Consider the following 18988-nt stretch of genomic DNA (forward strand, 5'->3'; position numbering starts at 1 on the left):
TAATCAATAATAAGTTAAATAATAGTTATGTCATCTATTTTCGTTACTGAACCACTATAAACAGGAAGGAAAGTGCCGTTTTCCAATAGAAGGATCAAGGCACCTTTATCATTTATTCCTTTGGCAACGCCATGCAGTTCTTCGAATTTAGTTTGAATATGAACTTTCTTATTCTTTAAATATGAGAACCGCTCGTTAAATAGTTGTTTAAGCTTTCCCAATTCGTTATCCAAATAATCCGGTAGTCCTTCCGCAAAATTGTTAAAAATTTCATAGAGAAGGAGCTCGTTATCTATTAGCTTTCTGACATACTCTGATAATGATATCGCAATATTGTTCAATTCACTGGGGAATTCTCGATTATTAGTATTCAATCCTATACCCGAAAGAATGTATTTCAGGTTCGGATATGCAGAAGTCAGAATACCACCCAGTTTCTTATTTTTCAAGATAAGATCATTTGGCCACTTGATATATACATTATCAGCGATCTCAGGATAAAGCTTGATTAATGCATTAACGATTGAGATAGCTAAATATAGAGTTAATGAGCTTTTTAAAGGGAGATTGTAAAATCCGGCAGTCATCCACAAACCACCGATTGGAGAAAACCAATATTTATCATTACGACCTTTTCCAACAGTTTGTGTTTCAGCAATACAGAGAAAATTTCCCTGCACATCTTTGCTTAAAATGAGGTTCTTAGCCCGAATAAAAGTGCTGTCGGTTTTCTGATAATTAATGATCTGATCGAAAAAAGGTATCTCTCTCATATTATCAACATTGCATCCCCATAGCTAAAGAATCGATATCTCTCTTGAACTGCCTGCTGATAGGCAGCCATAACATTCTCATAACCTGCAAATGCAGAAACAAGCATCAATAGAGTAGATTCAGGCAGATGAAAATTTGTCAATAATCCATCAACTATTTGAAACTTAAAACCGGGATAAATAAAGAGATCTGACCATTTTGAACCACTTTGAATATGATTTCTATTATTCATTGAGATACCATTTTTTTGAAAATTATGCTCAATAAAGCTCTCCAGAGTTCTAACACAAGTTGTTCCTACTGCAATTATTCTTCTGCCCTCTAGCTTGGCTTGATTGATTATAGACGCACTTTCTTGAGATATCGAACAGAACTCTCTATGCATCTGATGCTCGAGTATATTCTCTACTTTTACCGGACGAAATGTGTCCAGACCAATATGCAGAATAACACTTGTTACGATCACTCCTTTTTCTGTAAGTGAGTTAAGTAAATCTTTAGAGAAATGTAATCCGGCAGTAGGTGCAGCAGCAGAACCTCTTTCTTTAGCATAAACAGTCTGGTAGTTTTCAGAGTCATCAATGATAGTATTTCTTTTGATGTAGGGGGGTAACGGCATTTCTCCCAAATGATCAAGTATTTGCCAAAAATCACCTGAATGATGAAAGTCAATAACTCTCATACCTTCTGTAAAATGTTCAACTATTGTTGCACGAAGATCATCAGAAAAATTGATCTTAGTACCCTTTTTCAAACGGTTACCCGGTTTTACGAGACATTCCCAGCGATTAGGTTGTAATTCTCTTAATAAAAGTACTTCAACAGCTGCTCCACTCTCCTTTCTTCCTTTCAATCGAGCAGGGATTACTTTTGAAGTATTCAAAACAAGTACATCACCTGAATGTAAGTGAGAAAGAAGATCAGGAAAGCTTTTATGAGATACTTTACCACTTTGCTTATCGAGACAAAGTAATCTACAATCGTCTCTTTTTTTGTGGGGATATTGAGCTATCAATTCCCCGGGCAGTTCATAAAAATATGTAGATCTATTTGTAAGGGACATTCACCGCTTCGGATAGGGTAGCCGTGAAGCTCCCAAAAATTACTTTACTCTGCATTCTTACTGGAATCTTATATACGTCATTGGTTAACCAGATAAGGATTTCGCCTGTCTGTTTAAAAATAGCATCACCTTCCAAAATTGGTTCAACAACGAGACATTCTTTATTGCCAAAAATAGTTTTTATTGTTTCTATTCGATGAATTCTAACTTCAGCGGGATAATTTCGTCCATCAGCTGTTACATTGACGACAACAGAGTCACCCGGGCTAATATCTTGAGTTCTCAACCAATAGAAGGCAGAGAGAATATCATGTGTTTCCGGTGGGATATCCATCCGTTCTTCATCAAATTGATTTTTGGAAAAGTCCCAACGCATATAAAGAGTGTAGTTCTGCTCTGGATAATAATAATGGATACGGTATTGCCGATAGTTTCCTTCACTTAACTGTTTTGTAAAGCGGTGGGAAACGAAAAGATCTTTATCCATTACTGATTCTATTTCGTCACGTACCTTAAAAATACGATCAAAGAAACGATTTGTTCTCGCTTGAGAAGTGATTTTCCAAGCAGGAGTATTTTCTCTGAATTCAATCTCTTCAACCGACAGGGTTGCTTGACCAGCACCTATGATACCATATCTGATATCAAAAGTCAACTTTTCGCCGTCTTGAAAGGAGGATGAATATCCGCGATGTGTTAGGAGGTTTAGCAGCAAGAATAGACTAATAATCAACAATTTCTTTCTAAAAGGCATTATAGTTTTCCTCCGGTGACAAAGAACTCTTCGCCAGTAATGTATTTATTATCCCGTGATATCAAGAAACGACATAAAGAGATGATATCAGATGGGTTTGCCAGTCTTTTTAATGGTGTTCTTTTGAGCATCTCATCGTAGTATTTTGAGCGGAAACGACGATATTGTTCTGTGAAATGAGTGTCATCAATTTCAACCGGACCGGGTGAAACAGTATTAATGAGAATATTATGTTCTGCCAACTCATAAGAAAGTGAACGGGTCATGTTACTGATAGCCGCTTTGGAAGCAGCGTAAGCAGAACCATTAGGGAGTCCTATTCTACTCACATCAGAACCCAGCAATACTATTCTACTCCAATTATCAAAATCTTTCGCTCCATTATTCTTTTGAAAGAGCGAGATAATTGCTTTCAAAACATTATATGTTCCAATGATATTGGTCTCAATTATCTTTTCCCACAATTCAGGAGTGGTTTCTATCAATGGTGCAGAATCTATACTTCTCATAGAAGCTGTGTGAATCAGAGCATTAGGAAAGAAATCGGGTTCTTCATTGATCTGCAACAAAGATGATTCCAATTCAGAAAGGTTAGTAATATCTGCCTTGATGACTTTTATCGAAGATTCGTACTGTTTAATTAATTTATCTATTCGATGAGTGGTAAGATGACAGAATAGAATCAATTTACAGCCCTCTTCGGCAAAAGAAGCAGCCAAAGCAGAACCAATATTACCGTTAGCCCCGGTAATCAAGATAGCAGGTTTCTTGTTACTCATTACTTTATCTTATCCCATATTTGATGAGCAACAAAGAACTTATCACCAACAACTTCAGTTTCCTTATCTTCTTCCAGAATAATAAGTTGAGTATCATCTTTGCCGGCTGTGTTAATGTTGTTTGCTATCATAAAATCACATTTCTTAGTGAGCATTTTCTTGCGAGCGTTGACTACGATATTTGTGGTTTCTGCTGCAAAACCGACCAGTGTCTGAGAAGAACTTTTGCTACTACCAAGCTTCTTTAAAATATCATCAGTAGGAATTAGTTTAAGATTCAATCCAGAAGCATTGAGTTTTTCTTTTTTAATTTTATCCACCTCTTTTTTGAGAGGTTGAAAATCTGTAACAGCAGCAGTCATTATTATCATATTCATCTCTTTCGCATAACGCAGAGTCAAATCATACATTTCTTTTGAACTTGAGGCAGTATGAGTATCTATATAATATGGTGCTGCTTCAGAGATATGGCCTGTAATGAGTGTGACATCTGCACCTCTATGATAAGCTGCTCTTGCTAACGCTAAACCCATCTTGCCGGAAGATTCATTGGATATATAACGCATCGGGTCAAGATATTCTCGACAAGCTCCAGCTGTTACAAGCACTTTCTGCGAGGTAAGATCTATTTGATAGTAGAGAGCACTTTTGATAAAATAGATTATCTCCGAAATATCAGGGAAACGTCCTTTACCTTCATATCCACAAGCCAATCTACCAGTATCAGGTGGTACAAAGATATATCCATAATGTTCTAATTTATCTATATTTTCCTGTACAATAGAATTATCCCACATGAAGCTATTCATTGCAGGAACAAATAATTTGGGAGAAGTAGCAGCCATGATAGTCGTACTTAACAAATCGTCCGCTATACCACCAGCTACTTTCCCTATTATATTAGCAGTTGCTGGGGCTATAACAACTATATCGCTCCATTCAGCCAGAGAAATATGTTCGATGGGGGCTTCACTGTTAAACAGCCTTGTTACGACAGATTGATTAGTAATTGATCTAAATGTTAAAGGAGTTATAAACTCTTGTGCATTGCCTGTTAGAATGACTTTAACATTAGCGCCCTCTTTTATTAATCTACTGGCTAATTCAACAGCTTTATAGGCAGCAATACCACCTGTAACTCCAAGCAGAATGTTCTTGTTTTTTAACATCTGTACCTCTGATCACTATTATAATATTACCTCTAAACAAATAAGCAGTGCTTTTTGTCAAAGGAAAAAATTGGTATTCACCTGAAATTAGAACAGGGTTGTTAACTTGAGATATAGGATTAGTTGTAAATATAGACTGATAAACTTTAAGGAGATCGATAAATGTTCAGAAAAACGTAACGATGATTTTTTTTGCCGTAATAGCAATAAGAAGGTCAAAGAAAGTTAAGTCAACTATAAGGTAGTGGGAACTTATTAAATTATTCTTTTATTGACTTAATTTCTGATAAGAAAAAACTTCTAAGCTCAAAGAAAAATGGAGTACGAAAGAACGAGATGCAAAAAAGAGTATTATTAATGATCTTAGACGGCTGGGGAATTAATCCCGATAAAAAGGGAAATGCTATTGCAGCTGCTTCGACACCAAATATGGATCAGTTTTTTAAAGATAATCCACAAAGTGTATTAAAAACTTCCGGTTTGGATGTCGGTTTACCGGAGGGAGTCATGGGCAACTCTGAGGTAGGGCACATGAACATTGGTGCAGGTAGAGTAGTCTATCAACTAAATACCCTAATAGATAAACTTATAGAAGAGGGAGAGTTTTACAAGAATAAAGCACTCAATAAAGGGATAGATTATGCCAAAGAAAACAAGAGTAAACTTCATCTTTTTATCCTTCTTTCTGATGGTAATGTTCACAGCAACCTAAACCATTTGAAAGCTTTGCTAGAACTTTGCCGGCGTAAAGAATTTTCTAATGTCTATCTTCACGCCTTTATGGATGGTAGAGACACACTTCCTAATTCCGGTTTGGGTTTTATGAAAGACTATCTGGAGCAGAGCAAGAATCTTGGCTTTGGTAAATTGGCATCAATCTCAGGTAGATATTATGCCATGGATAGAGATAAACGGTGGGAGAGGATTCAAAAAGCTTATGATGCTCTTGTTCATGGAGAAGGAGAAAAGTATGAAGATCCTTTAGTGGCTATCAAAGAGAGTTATGAAAATGAGATCACAGACGAGTTTATAATTCCCAAAGTTATTATAGAAAATGATAAACCTGTAGCAAGAATCGAAGATGGTGATTCGATTATCTTTCTCAATTTCAGAGCAGATCGCACACGACAACTAACCAGAGCTTTTATTATCCCGGATTTTAATGATTTCCCTGTGGAGAAGTTTAAAAATCTCCATTTTGTCTCAATGAGTGAGTATGATATCTCTTTTAATCCATATTTGGAAGTAGCTTTTAGAAATCCGGAGTTGAAGAATATCCTTGGTGAAGTACTCGCTAATCATGATTTAAAACAGTTAAGATTAGCAGAAACAGAGAAATATGCCCACGTAACTTTCTTTTTTAATTGCGGAAGAGAAGAACCATTTAAGGGAGAAGAGAGAATACTGATTCCATCACCTAAGGTCGCATCTTATGATCTGCAACCCGAAATGAGTGCTCTTGAAGTTAAAGATAAGCTATTACAAGCACTTCAGCAAGAAGAGTACAGTTTGATAGTAGTTAATTTTGCCAATTGTGATATGGTTGGGCATACCGGAGTGTTTGAAGCAGCAGTTAAGGCAGTAGAGACAGTAGATCTTTGTGTTGGCGAAATAGTGCCTCAAGCAAAAAGGCATGGATATGATATAATAATAACAGCAGATCATGGTAATGCCGAGAAGATGCTCGATGAAAATGACAATATATTTACTGCTCACACGACTAATATAGTTCCAATTGGCATATACCGTCAGGAAGGAAACGATTTCAGTATAGAAGAGAATGTCCTTGGTGCCTTAGCACCTACAATTCTTTCGATGCTTGATATTCCAATACCTGAAGAGATGGATGTTAAATGTTTAATAAAAGAATGTCAATAACAGAGGTCAAGGATTATGCCCCATATTGAAAGACCCGATTATACGAGAAGAAGAGCTATTCCTCCGAGTCTTAAGCTCATTCTTTTAGGAGCTGTAATCTTCGGACTTGTATTACGTTCTTGTTGGTACGATAAGAGAGAAACTTATTATGAGATAACCGATATTGAATTGACTGATCAAACAATGGCAAGTGTTGATGTCTTGTTTGTAGTTGCCAATAAAACAAGAATGCAGAAAGAAGAGTCTGTTTTAATTAGATTATATACAACCAGAGGAGACGAAATAGCCAGTAGAATTACAGCAATTGATATACCTCCACGAACACAAAGAAGATACCGTAAGATAGTCGAGAGGTGGGCACGACCTCTGTATGAAGGGGAAGAGTTAAGCCATGCCACGGTTGAAATCTACAGACCTGCTATTTTAAGAAATTAAGAGTAAACATCATAAATTTTCTTTAGCTTAACTTCACCTTAAACCACATAAAGTATTTGACACAATCACTATAAGAAAAGTTTTTGAATAACTAAGGAGTATTAGGATACAACATGTTTAGATTACCGGAAGAACACCAGAATAAAGCTAAAGAGATAATTAGCAAACACAGGATAAAGAAAACTTGTGGTCACTGTTATGACAGGGGATATATTGGCTATACTCCTGAAAATTTAGTAATACCCTGCCATAAATGTGTCGATGAAGAAGCGATAATGAAGGAATGGAAAGAGTATGTGTCACAGATTCCGGAGTTAAGGGAATTTTATCATGAGATGTTTGAGGAAGAAGAACAAGAAGGATGAAAATCATTAGATAAAATCGAATTTTGTTTTAGAAGTGATTTGAAATGAGCTTCAGGAGATATTGAAATGTATAAGTTAATTGATTTAAAGGAAAAGAGTAGTGATTTCGAAAAGAGAATCAGAGATTACTGGCATGAAAATGGTATCGTACTGGAAAGCATGCAGTTTAGGCAGAAAGCTCCCAAATTCATTTTTTATGAAGGACCTCCTACTGCTAACGGTAAGCCGGGTATCCATCATGTGATTTCTCGGGCTATTAAAGATACAGTATGTCGCTATAAAACCATGAAAGGGTATGAAGTCAATCGTAAAGCCGGTTGGGATACTCATGGTTTGCCTGTCGAGATCGAAGTAGAGAAACAACTCGGTTTAAAAGATAAGAATGCTATTGAAAAATATGGAGTTGAGAAGTTCTGTCAAAAGTGTAAGGAATCAGTCTTTAATTATGAGAAAGAATGGCGACAAATGACAGAGATGATGGGATATTGGATTGATCTTGATAATCCCTATATAACATTAGAAAACAATTATATCGAATCAGTCTGGTGGATCCTTAACCAGTTTTGGAACAAAGGAATTATCTATCAGGGACATAAAATCGTTCCTTATTGCCCAAGTTGTGAGACACCTCTTTCCAGCCATGAAGTTGCGCTTGGCTACCGGGATGTCGAAGATCCTTCGGTCTTTGTCAAATTCAAGGCTACTGATGAAAAAGATACATACTATTTAGCATGGACAACGACACCATGGACTTTGATATCAAATGTTGCTTTAGTTGTTAATCCTGAAGAGGCATACGTCAAAATCAAACATCAAGATGAATATCTCTATTTAGCAAAGGATAGTCTCTCAGTAATAGACGGTGAATATGATATCATTCAAGAAATGCCAGGAAAAGACTTATCAAATCGAGAATATGAACAACTCTTTCCTTTTATCAAGCCCGAACTGAGAGCGTTTTTCATTGCTACAGCAGATTATGTAACTACAGAAGACGGAACAGGAATAGTACATACTGCTCCTGCTTTCGGGCAGGATGACTATAATACCGGGCTAAAATATGAGTTGCCCTTCCTGCAACCAGTTGATGAATTAGGAAAATTTACAGCTGAGATCACTGATTGGGCAGGTCTGTTTGTCAAAGATGCCGACAAAGGAATTATGCGCAACCTCAAAGATAGAGGTTTGCTTTACAAGAGAGCTCAAATTACTCACAGTTATCCATTCTGCTGGCGTTGTGATTGGCCTTTGATCTATTTTGCCCGCTCTTCATGGTACATTCGTACAAGCGAATTCAAAGAATTAATGATGGAAGAGAACCGCAAAATTAAATGGTATCCGCCCTTTGTGGGAGAAAAGAGATTTGGTGAATGGTTGGAGAACAATGTAGATTGGGCAATCAGCCGTAACAGATTTTGGGGGACTCCACTCAACATCTGGCTCTGTGAAAATTGTGATTATAAACAGTCTATTGGTTCGATTGAAGAATTAAAGAAATTTGGAAAGCAAAAGAACGGTGAACCGGTACTAGATGATATTGAACTTCACCGTCCCTATATTGACGATATTGAGCTCACCTGTCCTCATTGTCAGAGTAAAATGAACAGAACACCCGAGGTAATTGATTGTTGGTTTGATAGTGGCTCCATGCCTTTTGCCCAATGGCACTATCCTTTTGAGAGAGAAGAAGAGTTTGATACCGATCTTTTCCCGGCTGACTTTATCTCAGAAGGGATCGATCAGACGAGAGGTTGGTTTTATACTATGTTAGCAATCTCAACTATTTTGAAAGGTCGTTCTTCTTTTCGCAGTGTATTGGTCAATGATCTAATTCTTGATAAGACCGGTCAGAAGATGAGCAAGAGCAAAGGAAATACAGTCAATCCGGTTGAGTTGATGCAACAATATGGAGCAGATGCAATCAGATGGTATCTGCTTGCTGTCAGTCCCCCATGGGTACCAACCAAATTTGATACCAAAGGGGTAGAGGAAGTACTGAACAAGCTTATTGGAACGATGAAGAATGTGTATTCCTTCTTTGCTACTTATGCCAATATTGATCAATATGAAACATCAGAGGATAAAATTGATCCCTCTGAGTTTACAGCTGATCTTGACAGATGGATAGTTTCCCGCTTTCATTCATTAGTGACAGAGATTAATTACTATAATGAAAGATATGAACTTACTCGTTCGGTTCGTCTATTACAGGACTTTATTCTTGATGAGTTGAGCAACTGGTATGTTCGTAGAGCACGTCGAAGGTATTGGGCAATGAGTTTGACCAAAGACAAAGAAGATGCCTACAAAACACTATTTTATGTCATGGTCAATGTCAGTAAACTACTAGCACCATTTGCGCCATATTTAGCAGAAGAAATCTATACAAATCTGACTAAAGGAAAGAGTGTTCATCTAACAGATTATCCCCTTGCTAATCCGGATTATATTGATAAGAAACTGGAAGAAGAGATGGGTGTGATCATTGATCTGGTTTCTTTAGGCAGAACTGCCCGCAACAACTGTCATATCAAAGTTAGACAGACACTTCAGGCACTCTATGTCCCGCAAGAGTATCAAGCTACAGCTGAGAAGATGGCAGAACTGATCAAGGAAGAGATCAATGTAAAAGAGATCTTGTTTCTGGAGAATAAGAGCCAGCTTGTTGATTATATTGTTAAACCGAACTTCAAGACGATGGGTCCGAAATATGGCAAGTATATGAAACAGATCTCTTCTATTCTTGAGGATGCTAATGCAAATCAAATAGTTGATATGTTCAATAAAGGAAAGTCATATTACATCTCAGTTGAAGGAAACAGTATCAAGATTGATGAAGATGATCTATTTATCACATACGAAAACAAGGAAGGTTTTGTACTGGAAAGTGAGAAGGATAAATTCGTTGCTTTAGATATCAGATTAACACCCGAGTTAATAAAAGAGGGATTTGCCCGCGAGCTGGTAAATAAAATCCAATATACTCGTAAAGAACTCGATTTTGAGATCATGGATAATATCGAGATCAAATATAGCAGTGATGATGAGCTGGCTGAAGTCTTCGAGCAATTTGCAGAGTATATCAAGAATGAGACCCTGACAGTCAATATCGAACGTACTTCTGAGATCCTTCCCGATATGAAGAAGATGGATATCAACGGCAAGGATGTATATTTGATCATCTCAAAAATAGTATAGTTTTTAACGATTTCATGAAATATACATTTAACGGGCAGGGGTTGATAACCCTGCCCGGTTCTAAATCTATCGCCATCAGAGCTTTGATCGTTGCTACATTTTTAAACAAACCGCTCAAGATCTACAACTTTCCTTCATGTGAAGATTCTATAACACTGTTAGAAGCTCTTCAGATATTGGGTTTTAAATCACAAGTTGAAAAAGATTTTCTCAATTTAAGTCCACCCACAACAGTAACTCTAAATCCTGATATATATATCAAAGATTCTGCAGCTGCTTTAAGATTTCTCCTTCTCAGATTGGCAGGTTGGCAAGATATGAACGCCAGAATAAAACTTAGTCCGCAACTCAATGAACGTCCAGTTGAACCTTTTTTGGATTTAATCCCTGCTTTAGGTGGAGATGCTTTTAAATCAGGGACTATGATATATGTAAAAGGTAAGGTATTCCTGTCTCTGACCAAAGAAGCGGAAGAAATTCTTGCCCAAAACGCTTCTATCAGCAGTCAATTTTTGAGTGCGATCTTACTCTCAACTCCCCTCTTTGAGAAAGGGATTAGGATTAAACAAACCAAAGAACAGGTTTCATCTTCCTATATCTCTTTGACCTTAAAGGTTCTGGAATCATTTGGAATCAAGATATATAGGGAGGAAGGTTATGTTGTCATTAACCAACAAGATTATCTAAATCCCGAGACTTATACCATAGAAGAAGACTTTTCTTCTGCCTGCTATTTTTGGGCTTTAGGGGCATTAAGCAGCAATCCGATAGGTATAGTAACAGAAAAAACAACCTCACAGCAGGCAGATTTTCAATTTCTTGAACTATTACGGAATATGGGTGCAGCAGTGAACATTACAGGCAAGACAATAACTGTTAAGAGTAGAGCATTACACGGTACTGAGGCTGATATGGGTGATATGCCTGATCAAGTGCCGACTTTAGCTGTTCTTGCACTATTTGCAGACAGTAAGACTAAGATAACGAATATTCACCATCTCAGATATAAAGAGTCAGACCGTATTTCAGCCCTAGTAACAGAGTTATTAAAAATCGGAATTGATATTCACTTCGAAGGAGAAACTTTAACTATTAACCCCCTATTATCCGATCCACCACCAGTAACTCTCAACACTTATAATGATCACAGATTAGTAATGTCTTTTACAATTTTAACATCAATTTTTCAGCAGATACAAATAGATTCAAGAGAATCTGTAAGAAAATCTTTTCCGGATTTTTTCGATAAGTTAGCGATGATTACTGTGTAACAACATAAGTAATGCTTTATATACCTCTATATCCAAAGAACTGTAATAGACAGATCTTTTGTATTTAGATTATCTAATCCGCTAAAGGGTCGGATTCTATTAAGCCCTTATGTTATTGGTGTTACTTTGATATTGACTAGTTCATATATCTTAACAGCGATATCTTTTCCCTTTACTTTAACTTCGTCAATAAACCTGACATCGACAAATTTCTCTACATGTTGTAGTGTATATTCGCTGATTATGATCTTGGTTTGGGTTTCATACTCTTTGTTAAGGTTTTCTAAACGGGCACAAAGGTTTATTGTATCTCCGATAGCAGTATAATCGAAGATCTGCTGCGAACCGAGGTTTCCGACAACAGCAGGACCGGTATTAATACCGATCCCGATTTCGAAAATATCTTTGCCCTCTTTTTCCCATTTTTTACAAAGTTCGTTCATCCTAAGCCGCATTTGTACTGCTGACTTACAGGCAGCAAGTGCTGAGTTTTCTAATTTAACCGGAGTTCCGTATAGTGCCATGATCTCATCACCAACGAACTTATCCACAATACCGCGGTTTTTGATAATTATCTCTACCATCTCGGTCAGGTATTCCTGTAATATTGTAACTGTGTCCTGCGGTGAGTGTTTTTCAGAGTAGTTTGTAAAATCACGTATATCTGAAAAGAGTACGGTTATTTCTTGTTGTGCACCACCATACTTGAGCATCTTTGGATTTTTTAGCAGTTCATTGACTAATTCCGGCGCCATGAAATGCATAAAGGTTTTCTTAATAAACTTACGTTCTCTGCTTGCTTTTATGTAATGATAAACCAAACTACCAAGATAAGTAACGATTATGATGAATGGTATTGGAAGTAAGGCAAGTACAAGGTTACTGTTAGTAAAGTATGAGAAGGCAAGAAAGAGATAAGCAAAGATGAAGAGTAAACTAAAAAAAAGAGAAATTACCGGCTTCATATTTGTAAAGATAAAGTAACAGAGAAGCGCAACCAACAATACGATAAAAAACATATAGAAGGGTGAGAAAGTCTCTAAGAAATCATTCTGTAGCACCATTTCGATAAAATTAGCATGAATTTCTACTCCGGGCATCAAACGTTGTGATGTAAAGGGTGTTTGAAACACATCATGCAATTCATCAACAGTTGCACCAATTAGAACAATTTTATCCTTAAATACTTCCCTATCAAGAAGATAATAGAATTCGTTTATCTGGAAATCCTCGGTTTCAATACCAGGCAGGAGATAATCACTATCATCGATAACACTGGAAAAGGAAAAATGCTGAAAAGTCTTTGGTGGTCCATAGTATTGAATGAGTGCACGATTACCATAAATTTTAGGAATTTTGCAATCATGTAGGTTAATAAAACCAGCTTCTAAGTGGATCTTGCTTTTCCAGTAATAATCGTATTGATAAAGGTTTGCTAAAGATACGATTCCGATTGGATAATAAAATAGATGCCCATATTCTTCAAAGAGAGTATATCTTCTGATAAATCCATCAATATCTGGGCTAATATTGACCAGTCCCCAGTTGAAATTCCTTTCTCTGATTGGGGGTATTGGTTTGATCAATTGTGTAATATCATATCGTGTTCGATGATCATGCACCATTTTTCCGGCAAAAATAACATTTTCGAACTCTTCAGCAGCTTTGATCAGAGCTTCATCATCATCCAGGTAAGAAGTTTCTGTAAAACTGATATCGAAGACGATCTGTTTCGCTCCAGCCCTGTTCAAGTTGTTGATCATGCGGGCATATAGCTCTCTGGGAAAGGGCCAGCGCATATCAAGAGAACTGAATGAATCATCATCAATAGCAATAATAACAATTTGTTCTGTTGTTTGCTTTACTCCCCTGATACGGAACAGGGTGTCATATGCTTTATATTCTAAGAAATGCCAGAAATGAGTCTGGAAGATGATCTGAGCGAAAATAAATAGAATAATTGGAATGATCAGATAATGTATGTTCTTTTTAAACATCATAACTCCAAAGTAGTTATTCTAAGAAGAGTATCACTACTATTATTAAATATCTGGTCGTTATTAGGATCAAAATCTCTGAGCGATATTGAGTTTCCAAGTATATCTAGAATAATCGAGATCGGAAACGTCTTTATTGTTGTAATTCATTAGCTCCATACTAGTGTTGATCGTAGTTGTGGGGAATGGAGAGTAGATGGTACCTAATTCAAAGTTTGATGATAACTGCGATTCCTGATCTCCGCTAAATGTATTGAGCCGTAGATTCAAGTATGGCCTTACAGTTCTATCCAATAGAGAATACTCATTTCTTATGCTGAAAGAGCGGTAATGTCTGCTATCATATCCAAATTGACTATTATCTTTATGCATTGAATTAGTGAAATTAAATCTAGTTACTAATGGTATATCTTTAAGCGAATTGAAAACAGAGAGTTGGAAACTATTTCGCTTGAGATCGAAGGTATTGAAATCAGTCTGATCCCTATCATTGGAGAAAGAGAGGCCGAGATCAAGAGTAGTAATAGTGTATGGATTTTGCACAAAATGATATCCGACACCGATATTAAAAGTACCCATTTTTTGTTTGATGTTGCTATCATCCAGATCATCAGCAAAGGAATTCGTATTGTATCCAAATCTCATATAAGGAAGTTCACGAGGTCGGACCATTGACTGTAAATACCAGTTTGTATTAGTTGTTGTAGTAAGCTTCTGTTCAGAAAGGTTATCTCGGATTATGTTCAGTCCGGCGTCTAAGATCAGCTGATTATTTAACAAACTAACGTTATCTGAAATAGTAAATATACGGGCATCATTCTGTAAATATCCTGAAGATAATGAACGAAAACTAGCACCGACTTGCGAATAGGAAACATTAATGAAATTACCTGCTATGAACCAGTTTAGGTATAATCTGTAAGCAAGGTTAGCTATGTTAGGTATTATTGGTTCCATGTTTTTGTTTATAATTATGATACTTTCATACGATTCAGGGTCAAAAGGTATCGACTCATCTAAAAAAGTTTCCAGACTATCCTTGCTTAACACACCATCGATAATGTTGCTGTTATACAAGCTGGCAGCGATCTCAGCACCAAAAATTAACCGTTGTCTATCTAAAGCTAATCTCAAATCGCTTCCGATGACAAAATTATCTTTTGGTGTAGTTAAAGCTATATAAGTTGTATCTGTTTCCACAATATAATATTTTTCGTCTATTGAAGACATCTTATCTTTGTTTTTTACAAATCCAATGCCTAAAAGAAAGCTCTCCTGACTACCAAATTCTAACTTGGAGGCGAGAGTATTTCGCTGAAACGTTCCGGCTGTATATAGAACTTCAGAAATGGTTTGTCCGTCAACTGCTCTTGTTGTTTGTCCATAAGCTGATTTGAGAGCCACCTTTTGATAATGCAATTTCCCTGAGATACCTCGGATGTTTTTATTACTCAGGAGAAAAGTACCATAGTTTGGAGTTGAGTCTATCAGATCGAGATCGAAATAGGGAACTGTAACTCCTAATGAATAGCGATTGATTGGTTGTCTGGAGCTACTCTCATAAGATGAGAGGTAAAATCTGCTTCTGAATAAAAACCAATCCTGTCGTGCCTGTAGATTCAACCTCAAACTAGCATCATTTTGCGAAAGACCTTGAAAACTGCTGTTAGAATCAGAAACACTACGGACATTGGAATTGAAAACAGCATTTCCTCGAAAATCAAAGGGAAGATCATCAATAAAAGTCGGTCTGGATTCAACATTGTAACTCCAAACTGGTGACTCCATCAGTTTCCCATCATAACTTAAAGCCCTTATCTGGAAAAGATAGTTACCTGATCGAGGGTTATTTATACTGTAAACCAATAATGGAGGGGTAATAGTAGCTAAATTAGTTACATCTCTACCATTTTGGAATAGTATAATAGAATTGGGTTCAATAATATTTTCAAGATTGTAAAATGATACCCCTAATACTAAATCTTGATCAAAACTAACACTGGTTACCGGGTTGAGCAATATAAATCCTGTTACTGCCGGCATTGTTACAGGAGCAAAAACTCTGAAAGGGTTGATTTTCGGTTGGTTTTCAGGGAGAGTTATGATTGTGCTATCAGATATCTTGACAGTGAATAGATATTCGTAACCACTCAAAGAGATAGGAATTCTTGGCAATCGAAAGAGGACTTCTCTTGAGATAATTTCAAAGCGACTGCGAATTATCTCATCATAAGTCTCCTGTCCAATTGTTCTGTAGGAAAAAACAATTTCTTCGATATCATCATAAGGTCCAAGAATATTCAATATAACTGCAGTCTCGTCGTTTCGATGCAATTCCGAAGGTGGAAAATGCTGCAATATTATCTCGGCATTGAGAGACAAAGACAAAGCTATCAATATGAGGAAGAAAATTGCTTTCATAGTAGTCTCTAATAATTACTCTAATTCGATTTCGATGATCTTTCTCTCATTATCTTGATTCATAATTTCAATTTTTAGTTTGTTGCTATCACTATGTGGCATGTCTGCAATAGCATCTAACCATTCCTGGTCGATCTCTTCAGTAAGATAAACCTCAAGATCTCCGTTCGGGCTTGATTTACAGGTATAGCCAGCAGGAACATCTGCCTGCCTACCCGAAATAGTATTTTCTACTTCAAATTCCCCTTTTAAGGTAATGATATAAGTTGTACCATCTTCTTCAGTATCAATAAAGCCCTCTGTTCCCTTAACAGAAGCAACTGTGGTAGGGGTCTCGATTTCATATCTTCCACGTCGGCTGTTTATATTAGAAAAAATAGTACCAATACTAAGAAATGATGTTTTATTCAATTTATCGTCTTCTTTATCGGCATTGATAGACAAAATCGAATTAGCAAAAAGTCTCACCGTAGCACCATCATCAATAAACTTAATAAAAGCAAAAGAATCATCGCGACTATTGAGAACATCCCGATTAATAAGAGGTAATCCTTCATGCAATTTATTCTCTTTATCAGCGCGTTGGAGTGTAATATCTCCCCTCATGCGAAGGGTCAAAGCAACTGGAGATTCAGCAAATGAGATACTGGTTAACAAAACCAGTAGAATAGCAGCCAATATTATCTGTTTCATAACTCCTCCTCCTCTCTTATTCCGCAAGATTTACGTCAATAACAGGTCGGTTTTTCAGCTCATTGATCATATTCTCAGCTCCGGTACCACTCCAGATAGTTCCATTATAATCAATTATACCACTCGGATCAAAACCACTATTCAACAATTCAGTTACCCATTGAATATTCAAACTTAGAAGATAAATTCTTATAGCATTCAATACTCCTTCATTATCATATCCATTACCGGTTGAATACCTAAAAACATTGTAAGGGCTGCTTATTGACGCTGGAAGGGCTAATGTCGGATCTATTATCGGTGTTTCGATCTTCCAAGCATAGTATCTGTCTTCTTGTAACGGGACAAAGTCGGAATAATAAGTTCCGGTCAATATTTCAACATCAGTAATTGTATGTCCTTCCGTTTCAATAAATTCTGGATAGAGTAGATACGGATCATCAAATTCTTTGACGATTAATCGGAATGGGTTAAATGTACTGGCAGCTAAGTTGCTGGACCATAAAAAATTGACAGGTAAACTGCTCACAATTGGGATTGCACCGCCAAGAATGGTTCCCGGGTTTATTAAAAATATCCCGCCAGGATTGCGGATAAGAAAAGTTAAGCTAACTTCATTTGACAAAGCTTGATATGGAAATACATTACTTCGGAATTGAACAGTAAATGTATAATCTCCATCAGGGAAAAGTCCAGTATTTAAGATAACATCACGAAAATCAGGCATGTTTTCTATAACATCAAGTGCTGTGAAAACTGGATAAGGCGAATCAAATAGAGTTGATCCAACTTCTGTGATAACATCACGATTAGTAAAAACTAATGGTTGATTGGGAGTTAGAGCAAATTTGTATCTTACTCGGGTTTCAGGTTCGATAAGAAGATCAGAGTTTTTATTTAAAGAAAAAAACAGATAAGGATTGTCAATGTTTTCAGTAGTAATGTTATTGGCAACTACTCTGAAAAACAACGGTTGATTTGCCGGGACTTGCAAGTCGAAACTGGAAATACGTAATACATTGTAGAAAGTAGGACCGGTTATAGATATTGCTATTGGATATTCCTCTGCTGATAAAGAGATTATTAAACCCAATAACATTATCAAGCAAATTAGTGCTTTCATAATTAACTCCTTTTTATTACATAGAGATGATACATCATAATTAACTGGGAATTTGCCAACCAAGAAAAATTTGACCAAGAGCAGGAATTCGTCCTGTTATGAACAGGATCGACGTGTAATGCCCGTAAGTGTTCAAACACTATAAGCGCCTCTTTTTTTACCTCATTTAACACTGAGCCTTCTGTGTATACATGCAATAATCAGGGAATTATGGCCTTCTAAATGTCAACAAAAAATTCATAATTACCCTAAATATTATTTAATATGATCAAGGTACAAGCTGTATTGATATCAATTTATCTTGACTAATTCCCTCTCTTCTTTGAATAAATAATCATTAATTATGATAAAGAAAAAATAGGTCTCTCTGATGAAAAATGTAGCCATAATCACAGCGGGTGGAGTAGGAAAGCGCTATCCGGGAAAAGATAAAAAGCAATATCTTGATATCAATGGAAAGCCGGTTCTTATCTGGTCTGTAGAAAACTTTTATTTTCATCCTGATATTGAAAGTATTTATGTTACTGCCCCGACAGATAGTTTGAACTATACTAAATCTTTACTAGATATGCATTTTCCGGATAAGAGCATTGTTGTAGTGAAGGGTGGGGAGGTCAGACAGGAGTCTGTATATAATGCACTTTCGTTAGTCCCGAGCAATACGGATTACGTGTTAATCCATGATGGGGTTAGACCATTAATCACTTTAGAGGAGATTACCAAGTTATTAGATCTAGTTAGAGAACATAAAGCAGTTATTCCAGGGCATAAGATAAGAAATACAATAAAAGAAGTAAAGGGTAATAAGGTCATCAATACACTACCACGTACTTTACTATATGAAATTTTTACACCCCAAGTATTTGCTTACCAGCTTATAGCTGATTGCCATAAAAAGGCAGTAGAAGACAAGGTGGTTTTTACAGATGATGCAGCAATTTTGGAATATTTCGGTTATCCTGTATATGTAGCTGAGACATCAGCATATAATATCAAAATAACTGAACCGGCAGATTATGAGTTCGTAAAGCTCTTGATCAGTAAAAGGTTATGAAGTAATAAGAGATA

Annotated in this window: 15 protein-coding genes; 6 read left to right on the forward strand and 9 right to left on the reverse strand. The window is 36.5% G+C overall.

The annotated features are described in order from the left end of the window. Positions 1-14: 14 nt before the first annotated feature. Genes K0B81_03920 through coaBC form a run of 5 tightly spaced genes read right to left on the reverse strand, consistent with a single transcriptional unit; the run spans position 15 to position 4539 of the window. On the reverse strand, positions 15-773 hold the full coding sequence (locus K0B81_03920) for a biotin--[acetyl-CoA-carboxylase] ligase (GenBank protein ID MBW6515750.1): 759 nt from the start codon (positions 771-773) through the stop codon (positions 15-17). Further along, positions 770-1837 (reverse strand): tRNA preQ1(34) S-adenosylmethionine ribosyltransferase-isomerase QueA, encoded by a 1068-nt coding sequence (gene queA / locus K0B81_03925; GenBank protein ID MBW6515751.1) that lies wholly within the window; start codon positions 1835-1837, stop codon positions 770-772. The genes K0B81_03920 and queA overlap by 4 nt, the downstream gene beginning before the upstream one ends. Then, on the reverse strand, positions 1821-2591 hold the full coding sequence (locus K0B81_03930) for a DUF3108 domain-containing protein (GenBank protein MBW6515752.1): 771 nt from the start codon (positions 2589-2591) through the stop codon (positions 1821-1823). The genes queA and K0B81_03930 overlap by 17 nt, the downstream gene beginning before the upstream one ends. Next, positions 2591-3370, reverse strand: a complete 780-nt coding sequence (locus K0B81_03935; GenBank protein ID MBW6515753.1) for an SDR family oxidoreductase — start codon at positions 3368-3370, stop codon at positions 2591-2593. Before K0B81_03935 ends, K0B81_03930 begins: the two co-directional genes overlap by 1 nt. Continuing rightward, a complete protein-coding gene (gene coaBC, locus K0B81_03940; protein ID MBW6515754.1) occupies positions 3370-4539 on the reverse strand; it encodes a bifunctional phosphopantothenoylcysteine decarboxylase/phosphopantothenate--cysteine ligase CoaBC in 1170 nt (389 codons plus the stop codon). Before coaBC ends, K0B81_03935 begins: the two co-directional genes overlap by 1 nt. A gap of 336 nt (positions 4540-4875) precedes the next feature. On the opposite strand from coaBC, the gene gpmI reads away from it, so the two are divergent. The 5 genes from gpmI to aroA all read left to right on the forward strand — a co-directional run bounded on the left by gpmI (position 4876) and on the right by aroA (position 11686). Next, positions 4876-6417 carry a 2,3-bisphosphoglycerate-independent phosphoglycerate mutase gene (gene gpmI / locus K0B81_03945; GenBank protein ID MBW6515755.1) on the forward strand — a complete coding sequence of 514 codons (1542 nt, stop codon included), beginning with the start codon at positions 4876-4878 and terminating at the stop codon, positions 6415-6417. Between the two features lie 15 nt (positions 6418-6432). Beyond that, positions 6433-6852, forward strand: a complete 420-nt coding sequence (locus tag K0B81_03950) for a hypothetical protein (protein ID MBW6515756.1) — start codon at positions 6433-6435, stop codon at positions 6850-6852. A 113-nt stretch (positions 6853-6965) separates the two neighbouring features. Then, the gene (locus K0B81_03955) at positions 6966-7217 is read left to right on the forward strand and encodes a hypothetical protein (GenBank protein MBW6515757.1); all 252 of its coding nucleotides are present in this window, start codon (positions 6966-6968) and stop codon (positions 7215-7217) included. 66 nt (positions 7218-7283) lie between these two features. After that, complete coding sequence (gene ileS, locus K0B81_03960) at positions 7284-10415, forward strand: isoleucine--tRNA ligase (protein MBW6515758.1); 3132 nt, start codon at positions 7284-7286, stop codon at positions 10413-10415. A 14-nt stretch (positions 10416-10429) separates the two neighbouring features. Beyond that, positions 10430-11686 (forward strand): 3-phosphoshikimate 1-carboxyvinyltransferase, encoded by a 1257-nt coding sequence (aroA, locus tag K0B81_03965; GenBank protein MBW6515759.1) that lies wholly within the window; start codon positions 10430-10432, stop codon positions 11684-11686. 107 nt (positions 11687-11793) lie between these two features. On the opposite strand, the gene K0B81_03970 is transcribed toward aroA, so the two are convergent. The 4 genes from K0B81_03970 to K0B81_03985 all read right to left on the reverse strand — a co-directional run bounded on the left by K0B81_03970 (position 11794) and on the right by K0B81_03985 (position 17920). Beyond that, positions 11794-13683 carry an adenylate/guanylate cyclase domain-containing protein gene (locus K0B81_03970; protein ID MBW6515760.1) on the reverse strand — a complete coding sequence of 630 codons (1890 nt, stop codon included), beginning with the start codon at positions 13681-13683 and terminating at the stop codon, positions 11794-11796. A 69-nt stretch (positions 13684-13752) separates the two neighbouring features. Then, complete coding sequence (locus K0B81_03975; protein MBW6515761.1) at positions 13753-16104, reverse strand: hypothetical protein; 2352 nt, start codon at positions 16102-16104, stop codon at positions 13753-13755. A 15-nt stretch (positions 16105-16119) separates the two neighbouring features. Beyond that, the gene (locus K0B81_03980; GenBank protein MBW6515762.1) at positions 16120-16797 is read right to left on the reverse strand and encodes a FecR family protein; all 678 of its coding nucleotides are present in this window, start codon (positions 16795-16797) and stop codon (positions 16120-16122) included. A gap of 16 nt (positions 16798-16813) precedes the next feature. Continuing rightward, positions 16814-17920 carry a hypothetical protein gene (locus tag K0B81_03985; protein MBW6515763.1) on the reverse strand — a complete coding sequence of 369 codons (1107 nt, stop codon included), beginning with the start codon at positions 17918-17920 and terminating at the stop codon, positions 16814-16816. Between the two features lie 370 nt (positions 17921-18290). Between K0B81_03985 and ispD the strand changes: the two genes are divergently transcribed. Further along, positions 18291-18974 carry a 2-C-methyl-D-erythritol 4-phosphate cytidylyltransferase gene (ispD, locus tag K0B81_03990; GenBank protein ID MBW6515764.1) on the forward strand — a complete coding sequence of 228 codons (684 nt, stop codon included), beginning with the start codon at positions 18291-18293 and terminating at the stop codon, positions 18972-18974. Positions 18975-18988 lie beyond the last annotated feature (14 nt).

It is taken from the genome of Candidatus Cloacimonadota bacterium (assembly GCA_019429305.1).
In the GTDB taxonomy this organism is placed as follows: Bacteria; Cloacimonadota; Cloacimonadia; order Cloacimonadales; family JAJBBL01; genus JAHYIR01.

What these genes read in the sequence shown, in the direction of transcription:
- K0B81_03920 (MBW6515750.1), bottom strand. Translation starts at nt 773, where the DNA reads ATGAGAGAGATACCTTTTTTCGATCAGATCATTAATTATCAGAAAACC.
- queA (MBW6515751.1), bottom strand. Translation starts at nt 1,837, where the DNA reads ATGTCCCTTACAAATAGATCTACATATTTTTATGAACTGCCCGGGGAA.
- K0B81_03930 (MBW6515752.1), bottom strand. Translation starts at nt 2,591, where the DNA reads ATGCCTTTTAGAAAGAAATTGTTGATTATTAGTCTATTCTTGCTGCTA.
- K0B81_03935 (MBW6515753.1), bottom strand. Translation starts at nt 3,370, where the DNA reads ATGAGTAACAAGAAACCTGCTATCTTGATTACCGGGGCTAACGGTAAT.
- coaBC (MBW6515754.1), bottom strand. Translation starts at nt 4,539, where the DNA reads ATGTTAAAAAACAAGAACATTCTGCTTGGAGTTACAGGTGGTATTGCT.
- gpmI (MBW6515755.1), top strand. Translation starts at nt 4,876, where the DNA reads ATGCAAAAAAGAGTATTATTAATGATCTTAGACGGCTGGGGAATTAAT.
- K0B81_03950 (MBW6515756.1), top strand. Translation starts at nt 6,433, where the DNA reads ATGCCCCATATTGAAAGACCCGATTATACGAGAAGAAGAGCTATTCCT.
- K0B81_03955 (MBW6515757.1), top strand. Translation starts at nt 6,966, where the DNA reads ATGTTTAGATTACCGGAAGAACACCAGAATAAAGCTAAAGAGATAATT.
- ileS (MBW6515758.1), top strand. Translation starts at nt 7,284, where the DNA reads ATGTATAAGTTAATTGATTTAAAGGAAAAGAGTAGTGATTTCGAAAAG.
- aroA (MBW6515759.1), top strand. Translation starts at nt 10,430, where the DNA reads ATGAAATATACATTTAACGGGCAGGGGTTGATAACCCTGCCCGGTTCT.
- K0B81_03970 (MBW6515760.1), bottom strand. Translation starts at nt 13,683, where the DNA reads ATGTTTAAAAAGAACATACATTATCTGATCATTCCAATTATTCTATTT.
- K0B81_03975 (MBW6515761.1), bottom strand. Translation starts at nt 16,104, where the DNA reads ATGAAAGCAATTTTCTTCCTCATATTGATAGCTTTGTCTTTGTCTCTC.
- K0B81_03980 (MBW6515762.1), bottom strand. Translation starts at nt 16,797, where the DNA reads ATGAAACAGATAATATTGGCTGCTATTCTACTGGTTTTGTTAACCAGT.
- K0B81_03985 (MBW6515763.1), bottom strand. Translation starts at nt 17,920, where the DNA reads ATGAAAGCACTAATTTGCTTGATAATGTTATTGGGTTTAATAATCTCT.
- ispD (MBW6515764.1), top strand. Translation starts at nt 18,291, where the DNA reads ATGAAAAATGTAGCCATAATCACAGCGGGTGGAGTAGGAAAGCGCTAT.